Genomic DNA, 18,675 nt, shown 5'->3' with positions numbered 1-18,675 from the left:
ACTATTGACACCAACAAAAACCAATGATAGAATAGAATTGTGGAAAAGAAAACGGTTTCTAGGAGGTGTAAAAATGAAGACGAAAATTGCCATTGCTTGTGATGATTTAGGTTTTGAGACAAAAGAGGCACTCAGAACTTATCTTATTGAAGAAAAAAACGCAGAGATAGTTTATGATCCTGTGAAAAAACCGGAAGAAGGTGTTAATACTTTTGCAGTCTTGGCAGATGAAATGGCAGAGGTTATTCAACGTGATAAATGCAGATTAGGGATTTATATCTGTGGAACAGGAATTGGCTTTACTTGCCAAATTAATAAGCATTGGGGTATTAGAGCTGCTGCTGTAACTAATCCTTACTCGGCAAAACGTGCAAGACTTAGCAATAATGTGCAGGTCATAGGTTTAGGATGCCGTGTCAATGGTTTTGAATATATCAAGCAAATCGTAGATGCATGGTACGATGAGCCATTTAATTTTGAAACAGCTCGAGAAAATTCAAAGAAGAATTTATTAGAAGCAGAGGATGATGATAATCGTTTATTAAAAAAACCTAGCTATGTTGCATGGAATATGGGATTCCGGCCTGAGTAATAAAGGAGGGGCCAGAACTGACTGGCTAAAATAAAAATGGAAGTGATTACAAATTTTGTCAACGATTTAGGAAATTTTATTTTTATTCCGTTAATTTTCCTACTTTTCATGCTGATATTACGCAGGCCAATTTCTGAAGCTATTCAATCAGCAATGAAGGTTGGAATCGGTTTTATTGCTCTATCTCTTGTGATTAATTTTATGCTGGAAAAAATGGAACCAGCGATTACAGGCTTAGCTGAGAAAACCGGCTCTTCTCTCAGCGCCATTGATGTAGGTGGTGCGGCTACAGCTGTCATGGGATTTGGTTCTAATATGGGAGCCATCATTATTCCCCTCTGTGTTGGTATAAATATAGGACTTTTGGTGCTGAGGCTGACAGACTGCGCTAATGTTGACGTTTTCAATCTTCATCAAAATGCATCTATGGGTGCTATTGTTGCAGTTTATTCCGGTAATTTTTTATACGGTGTTTTAACTGCAGGACTTTTCCATGTCTGGGCTCTGATTGCAGCAGATTTAGGTGCCAAACGTAATAATGAGTTTTTTGGATTGCCTAAAGGGGTTTCGATATCCCACCCTGTTGCAAATACCTATCTTTTATTTGCTTATCCGTTTAATTGGATTTATGACCGTATCCCCGGTTTACGTCACTGGAATGTTACGGCGGAGTCTATTCAAAAGCGTTTTGGTGTTTTAGGCGATCCTACAATTATAGGATTTATCCTTGGCGTGCTTTTGGGTTTATTTGGCTATGACTGGAGCAGTCCATATACGACAATTATTTCAAGCTTGCAGCTTGGTATGTATCTAGCAGCTGTTATGCTCCTTTTGCCCAAAATGACCTCAATTATGATGGAAGGTCTAGTACCGCTTTCTAATGCTGCCCGCAAGAAATTGGTTAAAAAATTTCCAGACCGCGAAATTACTGTTGGTATGGATACTGCACTTATTGTAGGGAACCCGTCAGTCATTGCACCTGCTCTTCTTCTTATTCCCGTAATGGTTATTCTGGCAGTCCTTCTCCCAGGGAATAAAGTTATGCCGCTTGGAGATTTATCGCAGTTTGTTTTTTTCATTGCGTGCATGGTTCCCGTATTTAAGGGTAATATTATTCGCACTTGGTTAACTTCAGTGATTTTATTTGGAGGCGGTTTATATATATCCTCTTGGATGACACCAGCAACTAATGAAGTCTTCCAAAAGTTTGGTGCAGGTGCTAAAGAAGGAGTAATGTATTCTTCCTTGAATCCATCTGCAAATCCATTTACAGGACTTTTTGCAGCAGTATCCCATATTGGGGTTATCGGCTATATTTTAGTTGGCGTCCTTCTTATTGCAGCTGGTTATCTGCTTAAGAAAAGAGAACGGGCCCAAATCAAAAATGTTTAATTAAAAATAGAAATAGAGGTGAGAATTATGGCTAAAACAATTCTTGTAGTTTGCGGAAACGGTATTGCGTCTTCTTCGATTATGGTATCCGTTTTACAGGATTTTTTGAAAGAAGAAAAAATTGCTGATGTCCAAGTTGATAAAGCTTCTCTTATGGACTGCTCAACTGAAAAGTTCAATAGCTATGATTTAGTTGTTTCATCCACAAAACTTGAAAATGATGGCTTGACTGTTCCAGTTATTGTTGGAGCTGGGTTGCTGACAGGGATTGATGAAGATGAAATTCTTGATGCAGTCAAAGCTGAAATAGTTTAGCAGGAGTTTGTTATGGTTTATGTCGTAGTAAATGATGCAGATGAAACTGTAATAGATTATCAGTCGGCTATTCGATTTGCAGGAGAACCCTTGCTTAAGCTAAACAATATTAAAAGTGAATATATTCAAGCCTGTATTGATCGCGAAATGGATTTTCCAACAGGTTTGTCTTTAGCAGATGGTCAAGGTGTGGCAATGCCGCATGGTGACTCTAGCTTTGTGAATGAGGACAGTATAAGTGTCGTCCGTTTATCAAATCCCGTTACTTTTGGACTGATGGAAGATAAAAAGCAGAAAGTAAAAGTTGCGCTAGTTTTCAACCTAGCTTTATCATCAGGGGAACAGCATATTAAAGTTTTAAAAAAAGTTATTGCCCTTTTTCAAGATGAGTCATTTATGAAAAAAAGTCTAGCGGACAGTCATAAAAACATAGCTAGAGAAATTAAGGAAAGGTTAGATTCTGATGAATTAAGGGTGGAATAAGTTATGGAAGAGTTTCAAATCGTTTTATCTGATATTGAAAAGGCCATCAGTCAGATTAACAGGGACAAACTGGATATTTTAGTTAATAAAATTGTAAATGCACATCACATATTTTTAGCAGGGGCAGGGAGATCAGGCTTAATGCTCCGTGCTTTTGCTAATAGGCTCATGCATCTTGGTTTGTCAGCGAGTGTAGTGGGAGATACCAATTCTCCCCACACACAGATAAATGATTTGCTAATTATTGCTTCTGGTTCTGGTAAAACAACGAGTTTAATTTCATTAGTAAAAAAAGCTCACAGCTTATCACTGGATTCTGCACTTATCACAGCTAGCCGGTCAACAACTATTGGAGAATTTTCGAATCTAGTATTGGAAATACCAGCACAGAATAAGGATGATGAAAGCAAAAGTGCGCAGCCTATGGGATCAGCTTTTGAACAGTGCAGTTTGGTTTTGTATGATACACTTATTTTACTATTAATGGCAGCTTTGAATGAATCCAGTGAAACGATGGCAAAAAGGCATGCAGACTTAGAGTAATAAATTAAATGTACTGCATCAGGTTGTTGAAATGCGAAAAAATCAATTAACTGCCAGACTGTGTGTAATATGCCGATTTAGTATAATCTGCTCTCTTTTTAAAGGCTTTGTTTAAATTGCTGCTCATTTTTATGCTATGCTATAGCTTAAACTCCTTAGAAAAACACTCTTGCGCCTTTGGCAAGAGTGTTTTACAATGGACTTATTAACGAATCGGGGAGAGAAAAATGCAGGAAAAAGGGTTTGGTGATGGAGTAAAGGCCTCTTTTCCGACTGCTTTAGGCTATGTCAGTATCGGAATAGCCTGCGGTGTAGTGGGGGCCAGCTCAGGTCTTTCGCCTCTTGAAATGGGGCTGATGAGTCTGATTGTCTACGGCGGCAGTGCTCAATTTGTGATGTGTGCTATGCTGCTGGCTCAGGCTCCGGTGTTTTCGATTGTGCTCACGGTTTTTTTGGTCAATCTCAGGCACTTTTTGATGTGTCTTCATGCAGCGACCATTTTTAAAGGCCGGCCGCTGCTGCAAAATATAGCTATCGGAAGCCTTATCACTGATGAGAGCTATGGGGTTCTGCTGGGCGAATATGCTCATAATAAGCATATCACCGCTGCTTGGATGCATGGGAATAATCTGACAGGTTATCTGACTTGGATTTTCGCTGTGTTTTTCAGTGCTGTCATTGGCCGCTATGTTCCTAACCCTGAGATTTTTGGTCTGGACTTTGCTTTAATTGCTATGTTTGTTGCTATTTTTGCTGCCCAGCTGGAAGTCATACTCATGAGTGAGCCGCTTAAGAAAATACTGACCGTTTTATTGGCGGTAACGCTGACTTATCTTGTTTTGGCTGTCCTTATTTCGGAATCATTGGCTGTTTTGCTGTCGACATTAGCGGGCTGTACTGTGGGGGTGTTTTTAGATGAGCATTAATTCTTACGTTTTGATAGTCATTATCTTAAGCGGGCTGGTAACCTGGCTGCCTAGGATTGCCCCTTTTATACTGACTAAGTATAAAGAACTTCCTGAGCTTGTCATCCGTTTTTTAAATTATTTGCCTGTCTCCATCATTTTTGCCCTGACTCTGTCCAGCCTTTTAAATGAAAAAACCGGTGCCCTTCCTACGGTAAGATGGATAGAGGCTGCGGCAGTGCTGCCGACTTTCTGGACAGCCCTGCGTTATAAGAATATCTTACTGTCGGTTTTAGTGGGGATTATCAGCACGGCCTGTCTGCGTCTGCTCTTTTAATCCAGAACGATTTAAAGGCAGGGTGCCGGAATTTCGCTGCGCAGAAGCAAGCCTGCGGTTAAAAACTGGACTGTTTAAGATTCTTGCCGCTTAAATTTCATCTCGTACAGCAGCCTGTTTTCCGGCTACCCAGCCGGTGCAGAGGGCACAAGTGATATTAAAACCGCCGGTATGGGCGTTGATATCCAAAACCTCGCCGGCGAAGTAGAGCCCTGCTACTTTTTTGCTTTCAAGTGTTTTGGGAACGATTTCATTTAAGGCAAGACCTCCTTTGGTGACAAAGGATTTAGCTAAAGACATTTTGCCTGTAACCTTAATAGGGAAATGCTTGATCTGCTGCATGAGTTCCTGAATCTGCTTACTATTAAGCTGTTTTACTTTATCAGGGAAGGGCTGTGCCAAGAAATCAGCCACACGCTCAGGCAGCAGCGTTTTGAGAGCGTTCTTGACTGTTTTATGGCTGTAAGTATTTAAGAGCTCTAAAAGTTCTGAGTCTTCTTTTTGAGGCAGGAAATCTAAATAGATGGTTTCACCGCCTTTGATAAAGCTGGACATACGCAAGGCAGCAGGCCCGGACAGTCCGAAATGCGTAAACAGTAAATCGTGAGTGATGCTGTGCTTTTGATAAGTCAGTGTGATGTCCGTCAGCGAAATGCCCTGCAGCAATTTATGCGGAAAGTCAGTCAGCAAGGGACTTTCGGCGGCTTCAAGAGCTGTCAGACTAAGTTTAAAGTGTCTGGCAATTTCATAGCCAAAGCCTGTTGAACCGGTAGAAGGGTAAGATTTTCCGCCCGTTGTGACAATCAGTTTGCCGGCGGTCATTTCTTTATCTGCCGTTTTGATGTGAAACTGATGATCGTATTTCTTCACAGAGACAACTTCTGTGCCAGTCAGAATTGAGGCACCTTCTTCCTTGATTTTTCTTTCAAGAGCCTTGATGATGGTCTGCGATTTATCGGTTTTTGGGAAGACCCGCCCGTGGTCTTCTACTTTTAGAGCCACACCGTTTTCCTCAAAAAACTGGATAATGTCGTGATTGTCAAACTGCGAAAAAACACTGTACAGAAAGCGTCCGTTGCCCGGAATATTAGCCAGTATATCATCAAGCGATCCGCTATTTGTGACATTGCAGCGGCCGCCGCCTGTCCCTGCCAGTTTTTTCCCTAAGCGCTTATTTTTTTCAATCAGAAGGACCTTTTGATTATAGTGACAGGCTGATATGGCTGCCATTATACCGGCAGGCCCGCCTCCGATGATAATAATATCGTAATGTGTCATGCTTTTATTCTAGCATAAATGGTCTTTCTTTAACAGCAGAGGCAGCTGGCAGAATTGTCAAAAAATTTAGAATAATAGATTATTTGATACTGACTTTAAATAAGGAAAGTGGTAAAATAAAAACAAGAACTAAAGATAGTACGGTAATAACCCCTATTCAGGAGGAAAACAGCAAATGACAGATAAGGAAACATTGAAAGACCTGAGACACCGCAGCAGTGTTTATGACAGTATGGTGAAGTCTCCCAACCGCGCTATGCTGCGTGCGACCGGCATGAAAGATGAAAATTTTGAACAGCCGATTGTCGGGGTCATCTCTACTTGGGCAGAAAACACACCCTGTAATATCCACCTCCACGATTTCGGCAAGGTGGTTAAAGAAGGTGTCAAAGACGCCGGAGCCTGGCCGGTTCAGTACGGAACGATTACGGTTGCTGACGGAATTGCCATGGGCACGCAAGGCATGCGTTTCTCCCTGACTTCGCGTGATATTATTGCTGACTCTATTGAGGCCGCCATGGGGGGACACAATGTTGATGCCTTTGTTGCTATCGGCGGCTGTGATAAGAATATGCCGGGTTCAGTCATTGCTATGGCTAATATGGATATTCCAGCGATTTTTGCTTACGGCGGAACGATTGCACCAGGGAATCTTGATGGTAAAGATATCGACTTGGTTTCTGTTTTTGAAGGGATTGGAAAATGGAACCATGGTGATATGACCGCAGAAGAAGTTCGGGCGATTGAATGCAATGCCTGTCCGGGTCCCGGCGGCTGCGGCGGTATGTATACAGCCAATACCATGGCAACAGCTATTGAGGTTTTGGGCCTGAGTCTGCCGGGCTCTTCGTCACATCCGGCAGAATCACCTGAGAAAAAAGCTGATATTGAAGAAGCCGGCCGTGCCGTTGTCAATATGCTCAAGATAGGACTTAAGCCATCGGATATTTTAACCCGTGAGGCCTTTGAAGATGCCATTACAGTGACGATGATTTTAGGCGGGTCGACTAATGCGACTCTTCATCTGCTGGCTATCGCTCATGCTGCCAATGTTGATTTGACACTTGAGGATTTCAATGATTTTCAAGAGCGAGTGCCGCATCTGGCAGACTTGAAACCTTCCGGGCAATATGTCTTTCAAGATCTTTATGAGGTCGGAGGAGTCCCTGCGGTTATGAAATACCTCCTAGCTAATGGTTTTCTGCATGGCGATCGCATGACCTGCACCGGTAAGACTGTTGCTGAGAATCTGGCAGAATTTGCGGATTTAACTCCGGGACAAAAAGTGATTATGCCGCTTGAAAATCCCAAACGCGCAGACGGACCGCTCATTATCCTTAAGGGCAATCTGGCCCCTGACGGAGCAGTTGCCAAGGTCTCAGGTGTTAAAGTTCGCCGCCATGTCGGCCCTGCTAAGGTCTTTGATTCAGAAGAGGCTGCTATTGAAGCCGTATTGAATGACGATATTGTTGATGGTGATGTAGTTGTGGTTCGCTATGTCGGGCCTAAAGGAGGTCCTGGCATGCCGGAAATGCTGTCTCTGTCTTCCATGATTGTCGGTAAAGGCCAGGGGGATAAAGTGGCTCTTATCACTGATGGACGCTTTTCAGGCGGAACATACGGTCTGGTTGTCGGCCATATTGCACCTGAAGCCCAAGACGGCGGCCCGATTGCCTATCTGCGCACTGGGGATATCGTCACAGTGGATCAAGATACAAAAGAAATCAGCATGGCCGTTTCAGATGAAGAAATCGAACGCCGCAAAGGTGAGACTGTGATTCCGCCGCTTTATTCGCGTGGCGTTCTCGGGAAGTATGCCCATACGGTCTCATCAGCAGCCAGAGGTGCTGTAACAGACTTTTGGAAGAAAGAATAGTCGTCACATCTATAAATAAAGAGACTGAGACAGCCTTTATTGATGCTCAAACAGGCAGCCGGCTGTCCTGTCTCTTTTCTTTTGCGTTTTTAACGGGCTTTGTATCTTGATAATTGAACACGCCCTAAAATCCTAGTGAAAAAGATGGCTGTCAGCGTGATGCAAGACATCACTTGCCATCCCCTATTTTCATACGGATTTTTAAACGGGCTTTGTATCTTAATGAACTGAACACGCCCTAAGAGCTGTGCAAAAAAGATAAAATTTCCTAGAGTCTTAATGACTCTTCGTCAATTTTCCTATTTTTGCTTTGCTCTTTTAACGGGCTTTGTATCTTATTTAATTGAACATGGCCTAAACTCTGTGCAAAAAAGATAAAATTTCCTAGAAACCGAAGTTTCTTCGTCAATTTTCCTATTTTTGCTGTGAGCTTTAAACGGCCTTTGTATCTTATTGGAGGTTTTGGTTGTGAAATTGTTGCATACAGGGGACTGGCATATTGGGCGTCAGTTGAATAATAATGGCATGAGTTTATTAGAGGACCAAACGGCTGTCTTGCAGGAAATGGTCAAACTGGCTAAGCAAGAAGGAGTTGACGGTGTCGTTATTGCCGGAGATCTGTACGACAGAGGGATTCCTTCTGTAGATGCCGTTCAGGTTTTTAATAGTATCATCAATGCCTTTCTCTTTGAGGCCGGGATCCCTGTTTATGCTATCAGCGGCAATCATGACAGCAGCCGGCGGCTGTCTTTTGGTCAGGAATTTTTTAAGCGGCAGCAGTTTTTTTTGGTGACGGATTTAAAAGATGCTTTTGAACCTATTGAAACACCTGATACTCAGCTGTTTTTGCTGCCTTTTATTGATCCTATTGATGCCAGAATTTATTATAAAGAGGAAAATCCGGATTCTCTTAAAGATATGCAGCAGGTTATCGGGCGTATTTTAAAAGACATGAAAGCCAAGTTCGACCCTGACAAAGCCCATCTCTTAGTCAGTCATTTTGCTGTCTCTAAAGGGAAGGACGATACTGACCTGCGCTTTCAAATGCTGTCTGAAACGCTTCGTACTGTGGGCGGTCTGACCAGTTTGAGGAGTGATTTGTTTGCTGATTTTGACTATGTGGCCTTGGGGCATATTCATACCCATCATGCCAGCCCTTCTGAAAGGGTTGTCTACAGCGGCAGTCCGCTTATATTTAATAAAGACGAAGCGCGGCGAAAGGATAGAAAGGGTGTTTATATTGTCGATATCAAACCGGGGGAAGTTCGTAAAAAATTTGTGGAACTGCCTGTTTATAAAGAATTTTTTGTTTTAGAAGAAGGCTTTGACCGCTTAATTGACAGAGATTTTTATGAAACATATCCTCGTAAAAGGGCTCGCTTTGCTTTTGATATTTTGACTAAAAACCGGAAAGAACTAGAAGGTCTTAATATCCGTGCTAAATTAGAGGAGATTTACGGCCCGGAGATCATGGATATTACGATTCACAGTCAAGTTGAAACCGGCAGAACTCTTCAATCCAAAAAGCGGCAGGAAAGACTTTCAGCCAGTGAAGAAGAAATTATCGGAACCTTTTATGCAGAAATGACAAACGGCGACAGCCTGTCAGACTATCAGAGAACAATTGTCGCTGATATATTAAGCCAACTGAAAGAGAACTAGCATATGAAACCAGTTAAATTAGAAATGATAAATTTCGGTCCTTACCGTCACGAAACGATTGATTTTACCAAATTTGAAGAAGGTTCTTTGTTTTTAATCAGCGGCAGAACAGGCTCTGGGAAATCCAGCATTTTTGATGCCATGCTCTATGCGCTTTATAATGTTACCAGCGGCGACCGCGAAATTGGTGAACTGCGGTCAACCTTTGCGGCTTTAAAAGATGCCAGAACACAAGTTATTTTTCAGTTTGAACATCAGGATAAGCTCTACCGTGTGCAAAGGACACTGGAGCTGATGCCTAAAAAAGGGATTGACAGAGGGAAAGGTATCGGTACAAAAGAAGCCAGTTTAGTCCTTTTGGAGCAGACAGACGGCCGCGAACTTGTTCATCTGGCCAGTCAGAATATCAAGACCACAAAGGCTGTCGAAGATTTGCTGCAGCTGAGCGCAGAGCAGTTTAAACAGATTATTCTGCTGCCTCAGTATCAGTTCAGCCAGTTTCTTAAATCCGGGGTGGAAGCCAAGAGAGAGATTCTGCGTCAGATTTTCGGAACTCAGATTTTTAGGGATTTTGAAGAAAAGCTGGCTGAGCGAAATAAAAGCCTGACTGCTGAGCAGCAGGCCCTGAATCTAGAATTAGAAAAGCAGTTCCAAAATGAATCGGTCTGGACTCAAACTGAGATAGAGGCTTTTGCTGAAACAGACGGGCAAAGGCGTAGGCAGCTGGCCGAGGACTTTCTGAAAAACCATCAGGCAGAGCAAAGTAGTTTAACTTTGCAGGTAAAAGAGGCAGAAGAACTTAAAAATAAGGCTTTTAAAGACTGGACTGAGGGACAGAAGACAGCTGAATTATTTGCTGATTTGAAGGAAAAAGAAGCGCAGTATGCGCGTGATATCCAAGCACAGGAAGAGCAGCAGCAAAAAAATCGACAGCTCCTTGAGCGCTTAGAGTTTGCAAATCATCTTAAAGACGCGCACAGCAAAATGATAGCAGCTAACAGACGGACTGCTGAGCTGGAGCGGTCCATTGCGAAGCTGAAGGAGGAAATAAGCACAGCAGCTGCCAATTACGATTCCTGCCGGACCGCAGTCAGCAGCCTAAAACAGAAAGAGCCCCATCAAGAAAAAGAATATCAGGCTCTCCCTGAAATTCGCCAGCAGCTGGAGGCCGCAAAACAGCTGCAGGATTATCAGCAGAAAAGGAAGAGTTCCGCTAAAAATATCGATACATTAAAGGAAAAAGGAGGCCGCCTTAAACAAGAGGAGAAAAAAAACAAACAAGAGCTCGAAGCAGCCAACCGCCAGCAAAACGCTCTGACTGAGAGAATAGCCGGTCTTTCCGGAGTTATCAGGCAGGCTGAAGAACTTATCAAATACCATTTGGACAAATCCATTGAGGATCAGACAAGGTTTTTAAAAGAAAAAGATAGTTTGGAAGAGAAGCTGTCCCGAACGCGCAGGGACTTAGCCGCAGCAGAAGCAGAACTGTCCCGCCTGCAGCAAGAGAGTCGCGGTAAAAAGAAAGACCAGCTCAAGCTTATGATCGGTAAGCTCCAAGCCGAATTGACCCAAGGAGAAGCCTGTCCGGTCTGCGGCTCTTTAGAGCACCCTAACACCCAGATAGCTGAAACTGATGAAGAGAATCTAAAGTTATTGTTTAAAGACATTGAAAACCTTGAGCAGCAAATAAAAGCTGCAGAGCAAAGGGTTCAGGAGTTAAACAACCTTTTGGCAGCTGATGACAGCAGAAAAAAAGATGTCCTTAAGGAACTGAAAAAAATTGCGGAGGCAGTCGCAGCAGCTTATCAGGATTTACAAAATACGGTTAGCCAAACAGCTGCCGGAGATCTTAAAGAAAACTATTCAAAAGCCGTCGGTCAGGCCATTTTAGCTGACCTGAGAGCCAGTCATGAAGAACTGGAAAACCGTCAAAAGCTGCAGGAACAGACTATTGAGAAACTGGAAGCAGCGCTCGATAACAACCAGACAGAGCAGCAGACCTCCCTTAAAAATCTGTCTGTTGAAACCGACAGACTGGAGCAGGCTGAAGGAAAAATTCTTGAACTTCAAGAAAGCTATCCTGATTTAAAAAGTGCAGCTTATTATCAAAAATTAGAGGACACTATCAAAGAAGCCTATCAGACCTTTAAGGAATCATTAACAAAGGCAGAGACTGCCCTGCACCAATCAGAGACTGCCCTGTCCAAGCTCAAAGGACAGTTAACGAGCGAATCAGAAACACTGACAGCTCAGCAAAAGGAAGGAACAGATGCAGAGAGGGAACTCGATGAGGCCTTGTTGCCGGACACAGCCTTAACACACGATAGACAGCAGCTGGCAGACTGGATTGCCGAGCTCGGTCATAATCGTATTTCGGTGACGGCCAATCAAATCAGCCGTTTTGAAGAACAAAAGCGCTCCTTGTCTCAGGAAATTGCTGAGCTGCAGGAAGGAGTCAAGGATAAAGCCTATCCTGAGCTGGACAGTTTGGAAAAAAAGAAAGAGGAAGCAGAGCAAAATCATCTATCTTTAGTGGAGAAACAGGGGCGTTTAAGCAGACAGCTGCAAATGATTGCAGAGACCGTTCAGGCAATCGCTGATAAGCAAAAGGAAGCCGAAAAAAACAGACAGGCCGCTCAGGAGTTAGCCTATCTGAATAAGCTGGTTCAGGGACAGGGCGAAAGCCATGTCCGCTTGGAAACTTATGTGATTCAGGCACATCTGGAACGTATTCTCGACTATGCCAATAACCACTATATCGGCCTGCTGAGCAGCCAGCAGTTTGAATTCTTGATTTCAGACAGGACAGCCGGCAAGGCCCAGTCCGGCCTCAATATCAATATCTATGATAAAACCAACAATAAAGAATTGCCGGCAAGTTCACTGTCTGGGGGCGAGACTTTCATTGCTTCTCTGGCTATTGCTCTGTCCATGTCAGAGGTTGTCCAAAATGCCAGCAATGGCGCTCTGATTGAGACGCTCTTTATTGATGAAGGTTTTGGCTCACTGGATGAGGAAACACTGGATAAGGCTGTCGCTGTACTGGAGAGCATCGGAGAAAACCGCATGGTAGGTGTCATCAGCCATGTCAAGGAAATGAAAGAGACAATTGAGCAGCAGCTGCTGATTGAAAAAAGGATTGACGGCAGCTCGGCTATAAAACACCGGACATAGTACAGTCATTATAGAATGCGCAGAAGGACGGCTGTCAGGATTGACCAGTTCCTGCTGGCTGTACTCTTTGCTGAATCAGAGGCTGGGAGAAAAGTCCTGCCTTAGATAGGTGCGTACGACTTTGTTGCTTCACTTTCTTGCATAGCAAAAAAGACCTCTATGATGATAAAAGCAGTCATAGAGGTCTTTTGGTTCTCTTTACTGAGAAGAAAGTCAGCTTATCTGGGGCTTATTCCCAGAGCAATCCGGCCATAGCGGCTGATTCGGGTAATTTTCCAGACAGGCGACCAGGTGATTTCCACAGAAACGCTGGCAATCTCGTCAATCTGGCAGAGCTTTTCCACAATCTCAGCCGGCATTGTGTCTTCGCAGCCGCAGTTGGTATCAGTGAAGGTCATCAAAAACCGGCAGTGGCCGTCTTCATCTAAATCAATGGCATAAATAAGACCAAGATTATAAATGTCCAGTTCGATTTCCGGATCATAAACTGTCTCAAGTTTTTCAATCAGTTTATGGCCGATAGCTGCGGCACGGTCATTAATTTTAATATCATCACGCATAATCGCACCACCTTTATCTTGGATTTCAGCTCTATTATGACATAAAAAAGCCGTTTTTTCAATGCTGGCAAAGCTTTAAAAACTAAGGAAATTGACAGAAAAGCCCTATTATGTTACTATTTTATAAGACTATTCAGGAAAAAAAGAGGATATTATGGCAATTGAAAAGACAGTTAGTGAGCTAGCTGAAATCTTGGGTGTCAGCCGTCAGGCGGTTAATAACCGTGTCAAGAATCTTCCGGCGGAAGATGTTGAAAAGAATGAAAAAGGGGTTACAGTTGTTAATCGCAGCGGTTTAATTAAACTTGAGGAAATTTATAAAAAAACCATCTTTGAAGACGAACCGATTGATGAGGAAACTAAGCAGCGCGAATTGCTGGAGATATTGGTTGATGAAAAAAATACGGAAATCACCCGTATGTATGAACAGCTAAAGGCCAAAGACGCTCAGATAGCAGCTAAAGATGAACAGCTCCGAATTAAAGATGTCCAAATTGCGGAGAAAGATAAGCAGCTGGATCAGCAGCAGCAGCTGACACTGGCTGCTATGGAAGACAGCAAGCAGCTTCAGCTGGAACTGGATGAAGCTAAAGCTGAAGTCGAAGAAATTCAGACCAAGCAGCAGACAGCTAAAAAAGGCTTCTTTGCCCGTCTTTTTGGCGGAAGTTAAGACCCGAAAAAGGGTCTTTTTTGCTTATCTCTAAACTGCAGCGGGTAATAAAGAGCCGAAATCTTCAGAATCGGATAGGATCTGCATCCTTTACCGGCAGGAATAGTCAGCTATATTCTCTCTGCCGCTTTGGACTGATTTTTGAGCAGTCAAAAAGAGGCTGGAACAAAAGTTCCTGCCTCTTTAATTTTTTTCGATGGATGGGTTTGACGCAGTGGCTGATTGGACGTTCTATCCCTTGTCGAGCAAGGGATAGCGACCTCCCTAATCAACTATGCGGAGGTGGGACAGCAGAATCGAAATCGGCATTTTGTGACGATTTACCGATTTTTGTCCCACTCTCTTTTTTTGCTTGTTTTAAGAGCTGCCCCGAACAGGTCGCTGTTTATTCTTCTAACATTGAAACCCTTAGACGGACTTTTTCAGCTGCCGGCTGCTTTTTTTGAGAAACAAATCATAAGCCAGCAGCAAAATAAAAATAATCTGCACAAGAATGCTGATAAGACTGCCTTCAACTCCAAAGCTGCCTCCTGACAGCCAGTCGGGTCCCTGCTGGCTCACTTTGATTAAGGCTGTGCCGGCTGAACTGCCGCTGACAGGAAAAGAGAAAACGTTTCCCTGGAAACAGTTCCAAGCTGCGTGCAAACCGCTTATCCCCCAAATACTGCCGGTTTTTAGCAGGTAAAGGGAGGCTAAAATGCCAAATAAAACTAAATCCAAGACAGGAAGCAGACTTAAACCGTCATTTCCCATATGAATAGCAGCAAAAAAGAGGGAAGAGGCAATAACTGCCGTAACGATTTTATGCTTAACCGCTATCGAACTAAAAAACCAGCCTCGAACCAGTGTTTCTTCAGCATGTCCTTGAACAGACCAAGCCGGAATAAGCACTAAAAGCCGGCAGAAGGTCTTGACAGAAAGATTGCTGATTTCAAATGTCACGCCGCCCAGAAGTGCCATAATCAGGACACACAAGCTTAACAAGCCGGCACCCAAAATCCAGCCCCAGATAAAATCTTTAAGAGCATGTTTTTTGGAAAAGCCAAAGCCCTGCCAAGGGCTGCCCTCAATTAGTCGTGACCAGCAAATAACAATCAGTGTGATAAAAATAAAACTGAATAATTCGAGCAAAAAGCTGCTGCCACTTGTTTTAGGGAAGACCTGAAAGAACCATCCGGAGAATGACTCGGCGCTGACTTCTCCGGCCAAAAGCAGGAAAACACCGACTATAGGAGCAAGAAGCAAACCGCAGTTAAAGCGGGACCGTGATTTAGCTTGAATAAATGACGGCATAATAATTCCTCTATTAAGATACAAAGGGCGTTCAAGCTCACAGCAAAAATAGGAGCCTGACCGCCGAGTCACTAAAGACTCTAGGGAGGGCTATCTTTTTTGCACAGAGCTTAGCCCGTGTCCAATTATCAAGATACAAAGCCCGTTAAAAACGCAAAAGGAAAATAGGCGGTAAGTCCGAAATCTTTGATTTCGCAGACGCCCCCCTGCCAGAACGACTAGAAGGGTGCGGTCGGCCGTAGGACGACAAAGCCTTCAGACGTTTACGGCTGACGGTAAGTCCGAAATCTTTGATTTCGCAGACGCCCCTCTGCCAGAACGACTAGAAGGGTGCGGTCGACTGTTAAGGCGACAAAGCTTTCAGACAGCTGCAGCTGGCTAAACGAGAAGTCAGTACATTCGGACGTCAGTTTGCGCTTCCTGCGACTGTGTCACTGTTTTGTAAAGAGCTTAAGCCGTGTTTAATTAGAAATCTGCTTTCTTTACAGTATAAACAGGAGCGACAGCCCGACGATATCGGCAATACTGTGAGCCAGAAAGAAGGGCAGCAGGTTGGGTTTTTTCATCTTTCTGTAGAGAAGAAAAAAGACAGTTCCCAGTAAAAAGCCTAAACCAATGGCAGTTGTCATTCCTTGGTAAGTATGAAAGCTGAAGCGGACAAAAAGTGAGAAGAGAAAAGACCATTTGATAAACTCAGGCTTAACTGTCAGACAAATGCCTAAAAAGAAGATTTCTTCATAAAAACCATTCATCAATGAATACAGTACCAATGACAAATCTGTTTCTTTGATAACTTCCAAAACACTGGGTGCTGCCGGATAAAATAAAGGCCAGGTAAAAGCCGTGAAAAGATCCATAGCCGCAGCTGCCAGAAAAAAGGCTGCTAAAACCTGTAAAGGAAGAAAGAGGGTCCATTTTATCTGTCTTGTCCAAATAGAAAAATCAAAATTTCGCAAAAGAAGATAGACAAAGGCTAAACCAAGCCAGATTAGCTGGGTCGCCAAAGCTTGATAATTTTGCAAAGAAGAAAAGGTAATACTTTTTTCTATCCTTTCAAGATTGTCACCGGTTGATAAGTATTGAACAGTTGAGCTGTAAATGGCGAAACCAAACATAATAACTGTCAGCACTGCTAAGTCAAACCAACGCAGCTGTTTTAATTTATTCGTCATAGGCACACTCTTGTTACCAGCCTTTCCATCATTATATGAAAAGCCATTATTAAGCTTGCACTTTAAAGTTTTTCGTATTTCATACGCTAAAACCTTTTAACCACTGCTTATTTAGTCTTATCTTAGCATTTCTGTCTGTTACTCTTGTAAGGCTTGTCTGTTTTTTGTCTGTTTTTTAAAAAGGGGAAATAGCACTTTTCCTTTTAAAATAAGGGACTTGAGCCTCAGAAGGGAAGGAACTGCTTTTTATGCAGCCTCTTGCCGGAAAGCCGGCTTCTGCTTATAATAGAAGTAAAAAGTGCGTTCTGGAGGTTTTTATGGTAAAAATATTAGTTGTTGAAGACGATTCGGTTATCAATCAGGTAGTCAGCGAATTTTTAAAAGAGCATCACTATCAAGTTGAGTCTGTTTTTGATGGCAAGGCAGCCTTAAACTCTTTTTACAGAGACAGTTTTGACCTGATTGTTCTTGATATTATGATTCCTCATGTCAGCGGTTTGGAGGTGCTTAAAGAAATCCGTAAAAGTTCGACAGTTCCAGTTATGATGCTGACAGCCATGGCAGATGAAGCAACTCAGCTGCTCAGTTTTAATCATCTTATCAGCGATTATGTCACCAAGCCTTTTTCGCCGTTAATACTGATGAAACGAATCGAAAATATCCTGCGGGAAAAGTCAAACGCTGCTTCTATTATCATTAACGATATCACCATTTACCCTGAAGAAGGTTCTGTCTATCTTCATGGTGAAGCTGTCAGTCTGACAAAAAAAGAGTATGCTATTCTTTTATTTTTGGCAGAGAGGCAGGGAAAAATTATCAGCCGCGACCTTTTGATGAACAGTATCTGGGGTTACAGTGAGTTAGACAGCCGTGTACTGGATAATCATGTTAAAAATTTACGGAAAAAACTGCCCTCTCTCCCTTTAAAAACAGTTATCGGCCGGGGCTATCAGATTGAGAAGGTGTCATAATGGGAATTGTTCGCAAAAATTTTTTAATTGTCAGTCTGCTGATTACTGTCACCTTTATTTTGCTGTTGGCCTTTCTTTATTTTGTTATGCCCATTTATTACAATGAGACTAAAAAGCAGGAACTCCGACAGGATTTTATCAAGACTGTCAAAAGCATAGACGGCCTGTCAAAAGAGGAGGCTGTTGAAAGAATAGCTGTGTCTGACCGCAGGCAGGATAATATTTTATATGTTTTATTTGATACATCAGGTCAGATTGTTTACCCTGTTTCATCAGCCGATTCGATTAGCAGTCAGGATCAAGATTATCTGGAAGAAGCAGACTATGATGAAATAGGAGCTTGGGCAGAACCTGTCCAATTACAGGGGGGCGAAAGTCTGACCCTGCAAGCCGAATACGGTTTTAACTCGCTCTCAGTCATCAGCCAGATTTTGGTAACCTTCTATCCTTTTGTTCTCCTGCTCGTTATTTCACTTGCCGGTTTTGTTGCTTATTTCTACAGCCGCCTGTCCAACCGGCGGATAAGAGCTATTTCACAGACTGCCAGACAGATGCAGACGCTGGATAAAGAACTTGCCTGCCAAATAAAAGGCCGTGATGAGATAGCGACACTGGCGCAGGACGTGAATCAGCTGTATGAAAAGCTGCTGACCAGTATTGAAGAATTAAAACTGGAAAATGAAAGAACAGCTGAGCGCGAGCGGCAAAAATCAGAGTTTCTGCGCATGAGCTCGCATGAATTAAAAACACCTTTGGCCAGTCTCCTGGGTCTGGTTGAAGGCATGCTTTACAATGTCGGTGACTTCAAGAACCATGAGAAATATCTGCAGAAATGCCAAACAATTTTGCAGGAGCAGTCCCAGCTAGTTGGAGACGTTTTAGAAGCAACTAATCTGGATTTGGCGATGACAAAATCCTATAAGACCTTTTCCTTAACAGAAGAGGTCAGCCGAAATCTGGAGCCCTATCAGGTGCTGGCTCAAATTAACGATTATCAGTTTACAGCTGATTTGGCTTCTGTTACGGTGACAGCTGATTCTCTCTATCTTTTAAAGGCTTTAAAAAACCTTTTGGATAATGCCTTTCGCTATACAAAAAAAGGCGGTTTCATTCGGCTGACACTGGCTGAAAAGCAGTTTAGCATCGAAAATCAGGCAGAACACCTTTTGACAGAAGAAGAGCTGGAACAGATTTTTCAGCCTTTTTACCGTCCTGATTTCAGCCGGAGCCGAAAGGACGGAGGAACTGGGATTGGACTCTTCCTAGTCCAGCAAATCCTGGATAAACATGGCTTTGCCTACACATTTGAAAAAACAGACAGCCAAACCATGCGCTTTACAATTAATTTTTCCTAAAAAACAAAAGGAGAGTGTGGCAAAATTCGGTCACTGCGTCAAGCTTATATGCCTAAAAAAAGCAAAATGAGGCTGGGCTTTTGTCCCAGCCTCGTTT

Annotated in this window: 17 protein-coding genes; 13 read left to right on the top strand and 4 right to left on the bottom strand. The window is 43.0% G+C overall.

Translation table 11 applies throughout. The annotated features are described in order from the left end of the window. Positions 1-73: 73 nt before the first annotated feature. The 7 genes from A0O21_RS08540 to A0O21_RS08510 all read left to right on the top strand — a co-directional run bounded on the left by A0O21_RS08540 (position 74) and on the right by A0O21_RS08510 (position 4,567). Positions 74-592 (top strand): RpiB/LacA/LacB family sugar-phosphate isomerase, encoded by a 519-nt coding sequence (locus tag A0O21_RS08540; protein ID WP_067064274.1) that lies wholly within the window; start codon positions 74-76, stop codon positions 590-592. A 36-nt stretch (positions 593-628) separates the two neighbouring features. Further along, entirely contained in the window at positions 629-1,984 is a 1,356-nt protein-coding gene (locus tag A0O21_RS08535; protein WP_067064272.1) for a PTS galactitol transporter subunit IIC, read from the top strand. A 27-nt stretch (positions 1,985-2,011) separates the two neighbouring features. Then, positions 2,012-2,299: a PTS sugar transporter subunit IIB gene (locus A0O21_RS08530; protein ID WP_067064270.1), complete on the top strand. Its 288-nt coding sequence runs from the start codon at positions 2,012-2,014 to the stop codon at positions 2,297-2,299. 12 nt (positions 2,300-2,311) lie between these two features. After that, a complete protein-coding gene (locus A0O21_RS08525; RefSeq protein WP_067064268.1) occupies positions 2,312-2,782 on the top strand; it encodes a PTS sugar transporter subunit IIA in 471 nt (156 codons plus the stop codon). A 3-nt stretch (positions 2,783-2,785) separates the two neighbouring features. Continuing rightward, on the top strand, positions 2,786-3,325 hold the full coding sequence (gene hxlB / locus A0O21_RS08520; RefSeq protein WP_067064266.1) for a 6-phospho-3-hexuloisomerase: 540 nt from the start codon (positions 2,786-2,788) through the stop codon (positions 3,323-3,325). A gap of 227 nt (positions 3,326-3,552) precedes the next feature. Further along, positions 3,553-4,251: an AzlC family ABC transporter permease gene (locus A0O21_RS08515; RefSeq protein ID WP_067064264.1), complete on the top strand. Its 699-nt coding sequence runs from the start codon at positions 3,553-3,555 to the stop codon at positions 4,249-4,251. Next, entirely contained in the window at positions 4,241-4,567 is a 327-nt protein-coding gene (locus A0O21_RS08510; RefSeq protein ID WP_067064262.1) for an AzlD domain-containing protein, read from the top strand. The genes A0O21_RS08515 and A0O21_RS08510 overlap by 11 nt, the downstream gene beginning before the upstream one ends. 90 nt (positions 4,568-4,657) lie before the next feature. Here A0O21_RS08510 and aao read toward each other — a convergent pair whose 3' ends face one another. Continuing rightward, positions 4,658-5,845, bottom strand: coding sequence for an aminoacetone oxidase (gene aao / locus A0O21_RS08505; protein ID WP_067064260.1), 1,188 nt, complete (start codon positions 5,843-5,845; stop codon positions 4,658-4,660). Positions 5,846-6,020: 175 nt separating this feature from the next. On the opposite strand from aao, the gene ilvD reads away from it, so the two are divergent. The 3 genes from ilvD (at position 6,021) to A0O21_RS08490 (ending at position 12,557) form a co-directional block, all read left to right on the top strand. Beyond that, entirely contained in the window at positions 6,021-7,721 is a 1,701-nt protein-coding gene (gene ilvD, locus A0O21_RS08500) for a dihydroxy-acid dehydratase (protein ID WP_067064258.1), read from the top strand. A 468-nt stretch (positions 7,722-8,189) separates the two neighbouring features. Further along, on the top strand, positions 8,190-9,383 hold the full coding sequence (locus tag A0O21_RS08495; protein WP_067064256.1) for a metallophosphoesterase family protein: 1,194 nt from the start codon (positions 8,190-8,192) through the stop codon (positions 9,381-9,383). A gap of 3 nt (positions 9,384-9,386) precedes the next feature. Further along, positions 9,387-12,557 (top strand): AAA family ATPase, encoded by a 3,171-nt coding sequence (locus A0O21_RS08490; protein ID WP_067064253.1) that lies wholly within the window; start codon positions 9,387-9,389, stop codon positions 12,555-12,557. 218 nt (positions 12,558-12,775) lie between these two features. Here A0O21_RS08490 and A0O21_RS08485 read toward each other — a convergent pair whose 3' ends face one another. Next, a complete protein-coding gene (locus A0O21_RS08485) occupies positions 12,776-13,117 on the bottom strand; it encodes a metal-sulfur cluster assembly factor (RefSeq protein WP_067064251.1) in 342 nt (113 codons plus the stop codon). Positions 13,118-13,271: 154 nt separating this feature from the next. On the opposite strand from A0O21_RS08485, the gene A0O21_RS08480 reads away from it, so the two are divergent. Further along, positions 13,272-13,787 carry a DUF536 domain-containing protein gene (locus A0O21_RS08480; protein ID WP_067064249.1) on the top strand — a complete coding sequence of 172 codons (516 nt, stop codon included), beginning with the start codon at positions 13,272-13,274 and terminating at the stop codon, positions 13,785-13,787. A gap of 408 nt (positions 13,788-14,195) precedes the next feature. Here A0O21_RS08480 and A0O21_RS08475 read toward each other — a convergent pair whose 3' ends face one another. Both A0O21_RS08475 and A0O21_RS08470 read right to left on the bottom strand, forming a co-directional pair. After that, positions 14,196-15,080, bottom strand: a complete 885-nt coding sequence (locus A0O21_RS08475; RefSeq protein ID WP_067064248.1) for a CPBP family intramembrane glutamic endopeptidase — start codon at positions 15,078-15,080, stop codon at positions 14,196-14,198. Between the two features lie 482 nt (positions 15,081-15,562). Next, positions 15,563-16,252, bottom strand: coding sequence for a CPBP family glutamic-type intramembrane protease (locus A0O21_RS08470; RefSeq protein WP_067064246.1), 690 nt, complete (start codon positions 16,250-16,252; stop codon positions 15,563-15,565). Positions 16,253-16,569: 317 nt separating this feature from the next. On the opposite strand from A0O21_RS08470, the gene A0O21_RS08465 reads away from it, so the two are divergent. Then, positions 16,570-17,223, top strand: coding sequence for a response regulator transcription factor (locus A0O21_RS08465; protein ID WP_067065252.1), 654 nt, complete (start codon positions 16,570-16,572; stop codon positions 17,221-17,223). Next, positions 17,223-18,578, top strand: coding sequence for a sensor histidine kinase (locus A0O21_RS08460; protein WP_067064244.1), 1,356 nt, complete (start codon positions 17,223-17,225; stop codon positions 18,576-18,578). Before A0O21_RS08465 ends, A0O21_RS08460 begins: the two co-directional genes overlap by 1 nt. The last annotated feature ends 97 nt before the right edge of the window (positions 18,579-18,675 follow it).

Source organism: Streptococcus pantholopis (assembly GCF_001642085.1).
In the GTDB taxonomy this organism is placed as follows: domain Bacteria; phylum Bacillota; class Bacilli; order Lactobacillales; family Streptococcaceae; genus Streptococcus; species Streptococcus pantholopis.
The sequence above is the reverse complement of the archived record's forward strand: the minus strand, read 5'-3'. Positions and strand labels throughout refer to the sequence as shown.

Bases quoted from the DNA above. Each gene is read 5' to 3' on its own strand.
- A0O21_RS08540 (WP_067064274.1), top strand. From the start codon at position 74: ATGAAGACGAAAATTGCCATTGCTTGTGATGATTTAGGTTTTGAGACA.
- A0O21_RS08535 (WP_067064272.1), top strand. From the start codon at position 629: ATGGAAGTGATTACAAATTTTGTCAACGATTTAGGAAATTTTATTTTT.
- A0O21_RS08530 (WP_067064270.1), top strand. From the start codon at position 2,012: ATGGCTAAAACAATTCTTGTAGTTTGCGGAAACGGTATTGCGTCTTCT.
- A0O21_RS08525 (WP_067064268.1), top strand. From the start codon at position 2,312: ATGGTTTATGTCGTAGTAAATGATGCAGATGAAACTGTAATAGATTAT.
- hxlB (WP_067064266.1), top strand. From the start codon at position 2,786: ATGGAAGAGTTTCAAATCGTTTTATCTGATATTGAAAAGGCCATCAGT.
- A0O21_RS08515 (WP_067064264.1), top strand. From the start codon at position 3,553: ATGCAGGAAAAAGGGTTTGGTGATGGAGTAAAGGCCTCTTTTCCGACT.
- A0O21_RS08510 (WP_067064262.1), top strand. From the start codon at position 4,241: ATGAGCATTAATTCTTACGTTTTGATAGTCATTATCTTAAGCGGGCTG.
- aao (WP_067064260.1), bottom strand. From the start codon at position 5,845: ATGACACATTACGATATTATTATCATCGGAGGCGGGCCTGCCGGTATA.
- ilvD (WP_067064258.1), top strand. From the start codon at position 6,021: ATGACAGATAAGGAAACATTGAAAGACCTGAGACACCGCAGCAGTGTT.
- A0O21_RS08490 (WP_067064253.1), top strand. From the start codon at position 9,387: ATGAAACCAGTTAAATTAGAAATGATAAATTTCGGTCCTTACCGTCAC.
- A0O21_RS08485 (WP_067064251.1), bottom strand. From the start codon at position 13,117: ATGCGTGATGATATTAAAATTAATGACCGTGCCGCAGCTATCGGCCAT.
- A0O21_RS08480 (WP_067064249.1), top strand. From the start codon at position 13,272: ATGGCAATTGAAAAGACAGTTAGTGAGCTAGCTGAAATCTTGGGTGTC.
- A0O21_RS08475 (WP_067064248.1), bottom strand. From the start codon at position 15,080: ATGCCGTCATTTATTCAAGCTAAATCACGGTCCCGCTTTAACTGCGGT.
- A0O21_RS08470 (WP_067064246.1), bottom strand. From the start codon at position 16,252: ATGACGAATAAATTAAAACAGCTGCGTTGGTTTGACTTAGCAGTGCTG.
- A0O21_RS08465 (WP_067065252.1), top strand. From the start codon at position 16,570: ATGGTAAAAATATTAGTTGTTGAAGACGATTCGGTTATCAATCAGGTA.
- A0O21_RS08460 (WP_067064244.1), top strand. From the start codon at position 17,223: ATGGGAATTGTTCGCAAAAATTTTTTAATTGTCAGTCTGCTGATTACT.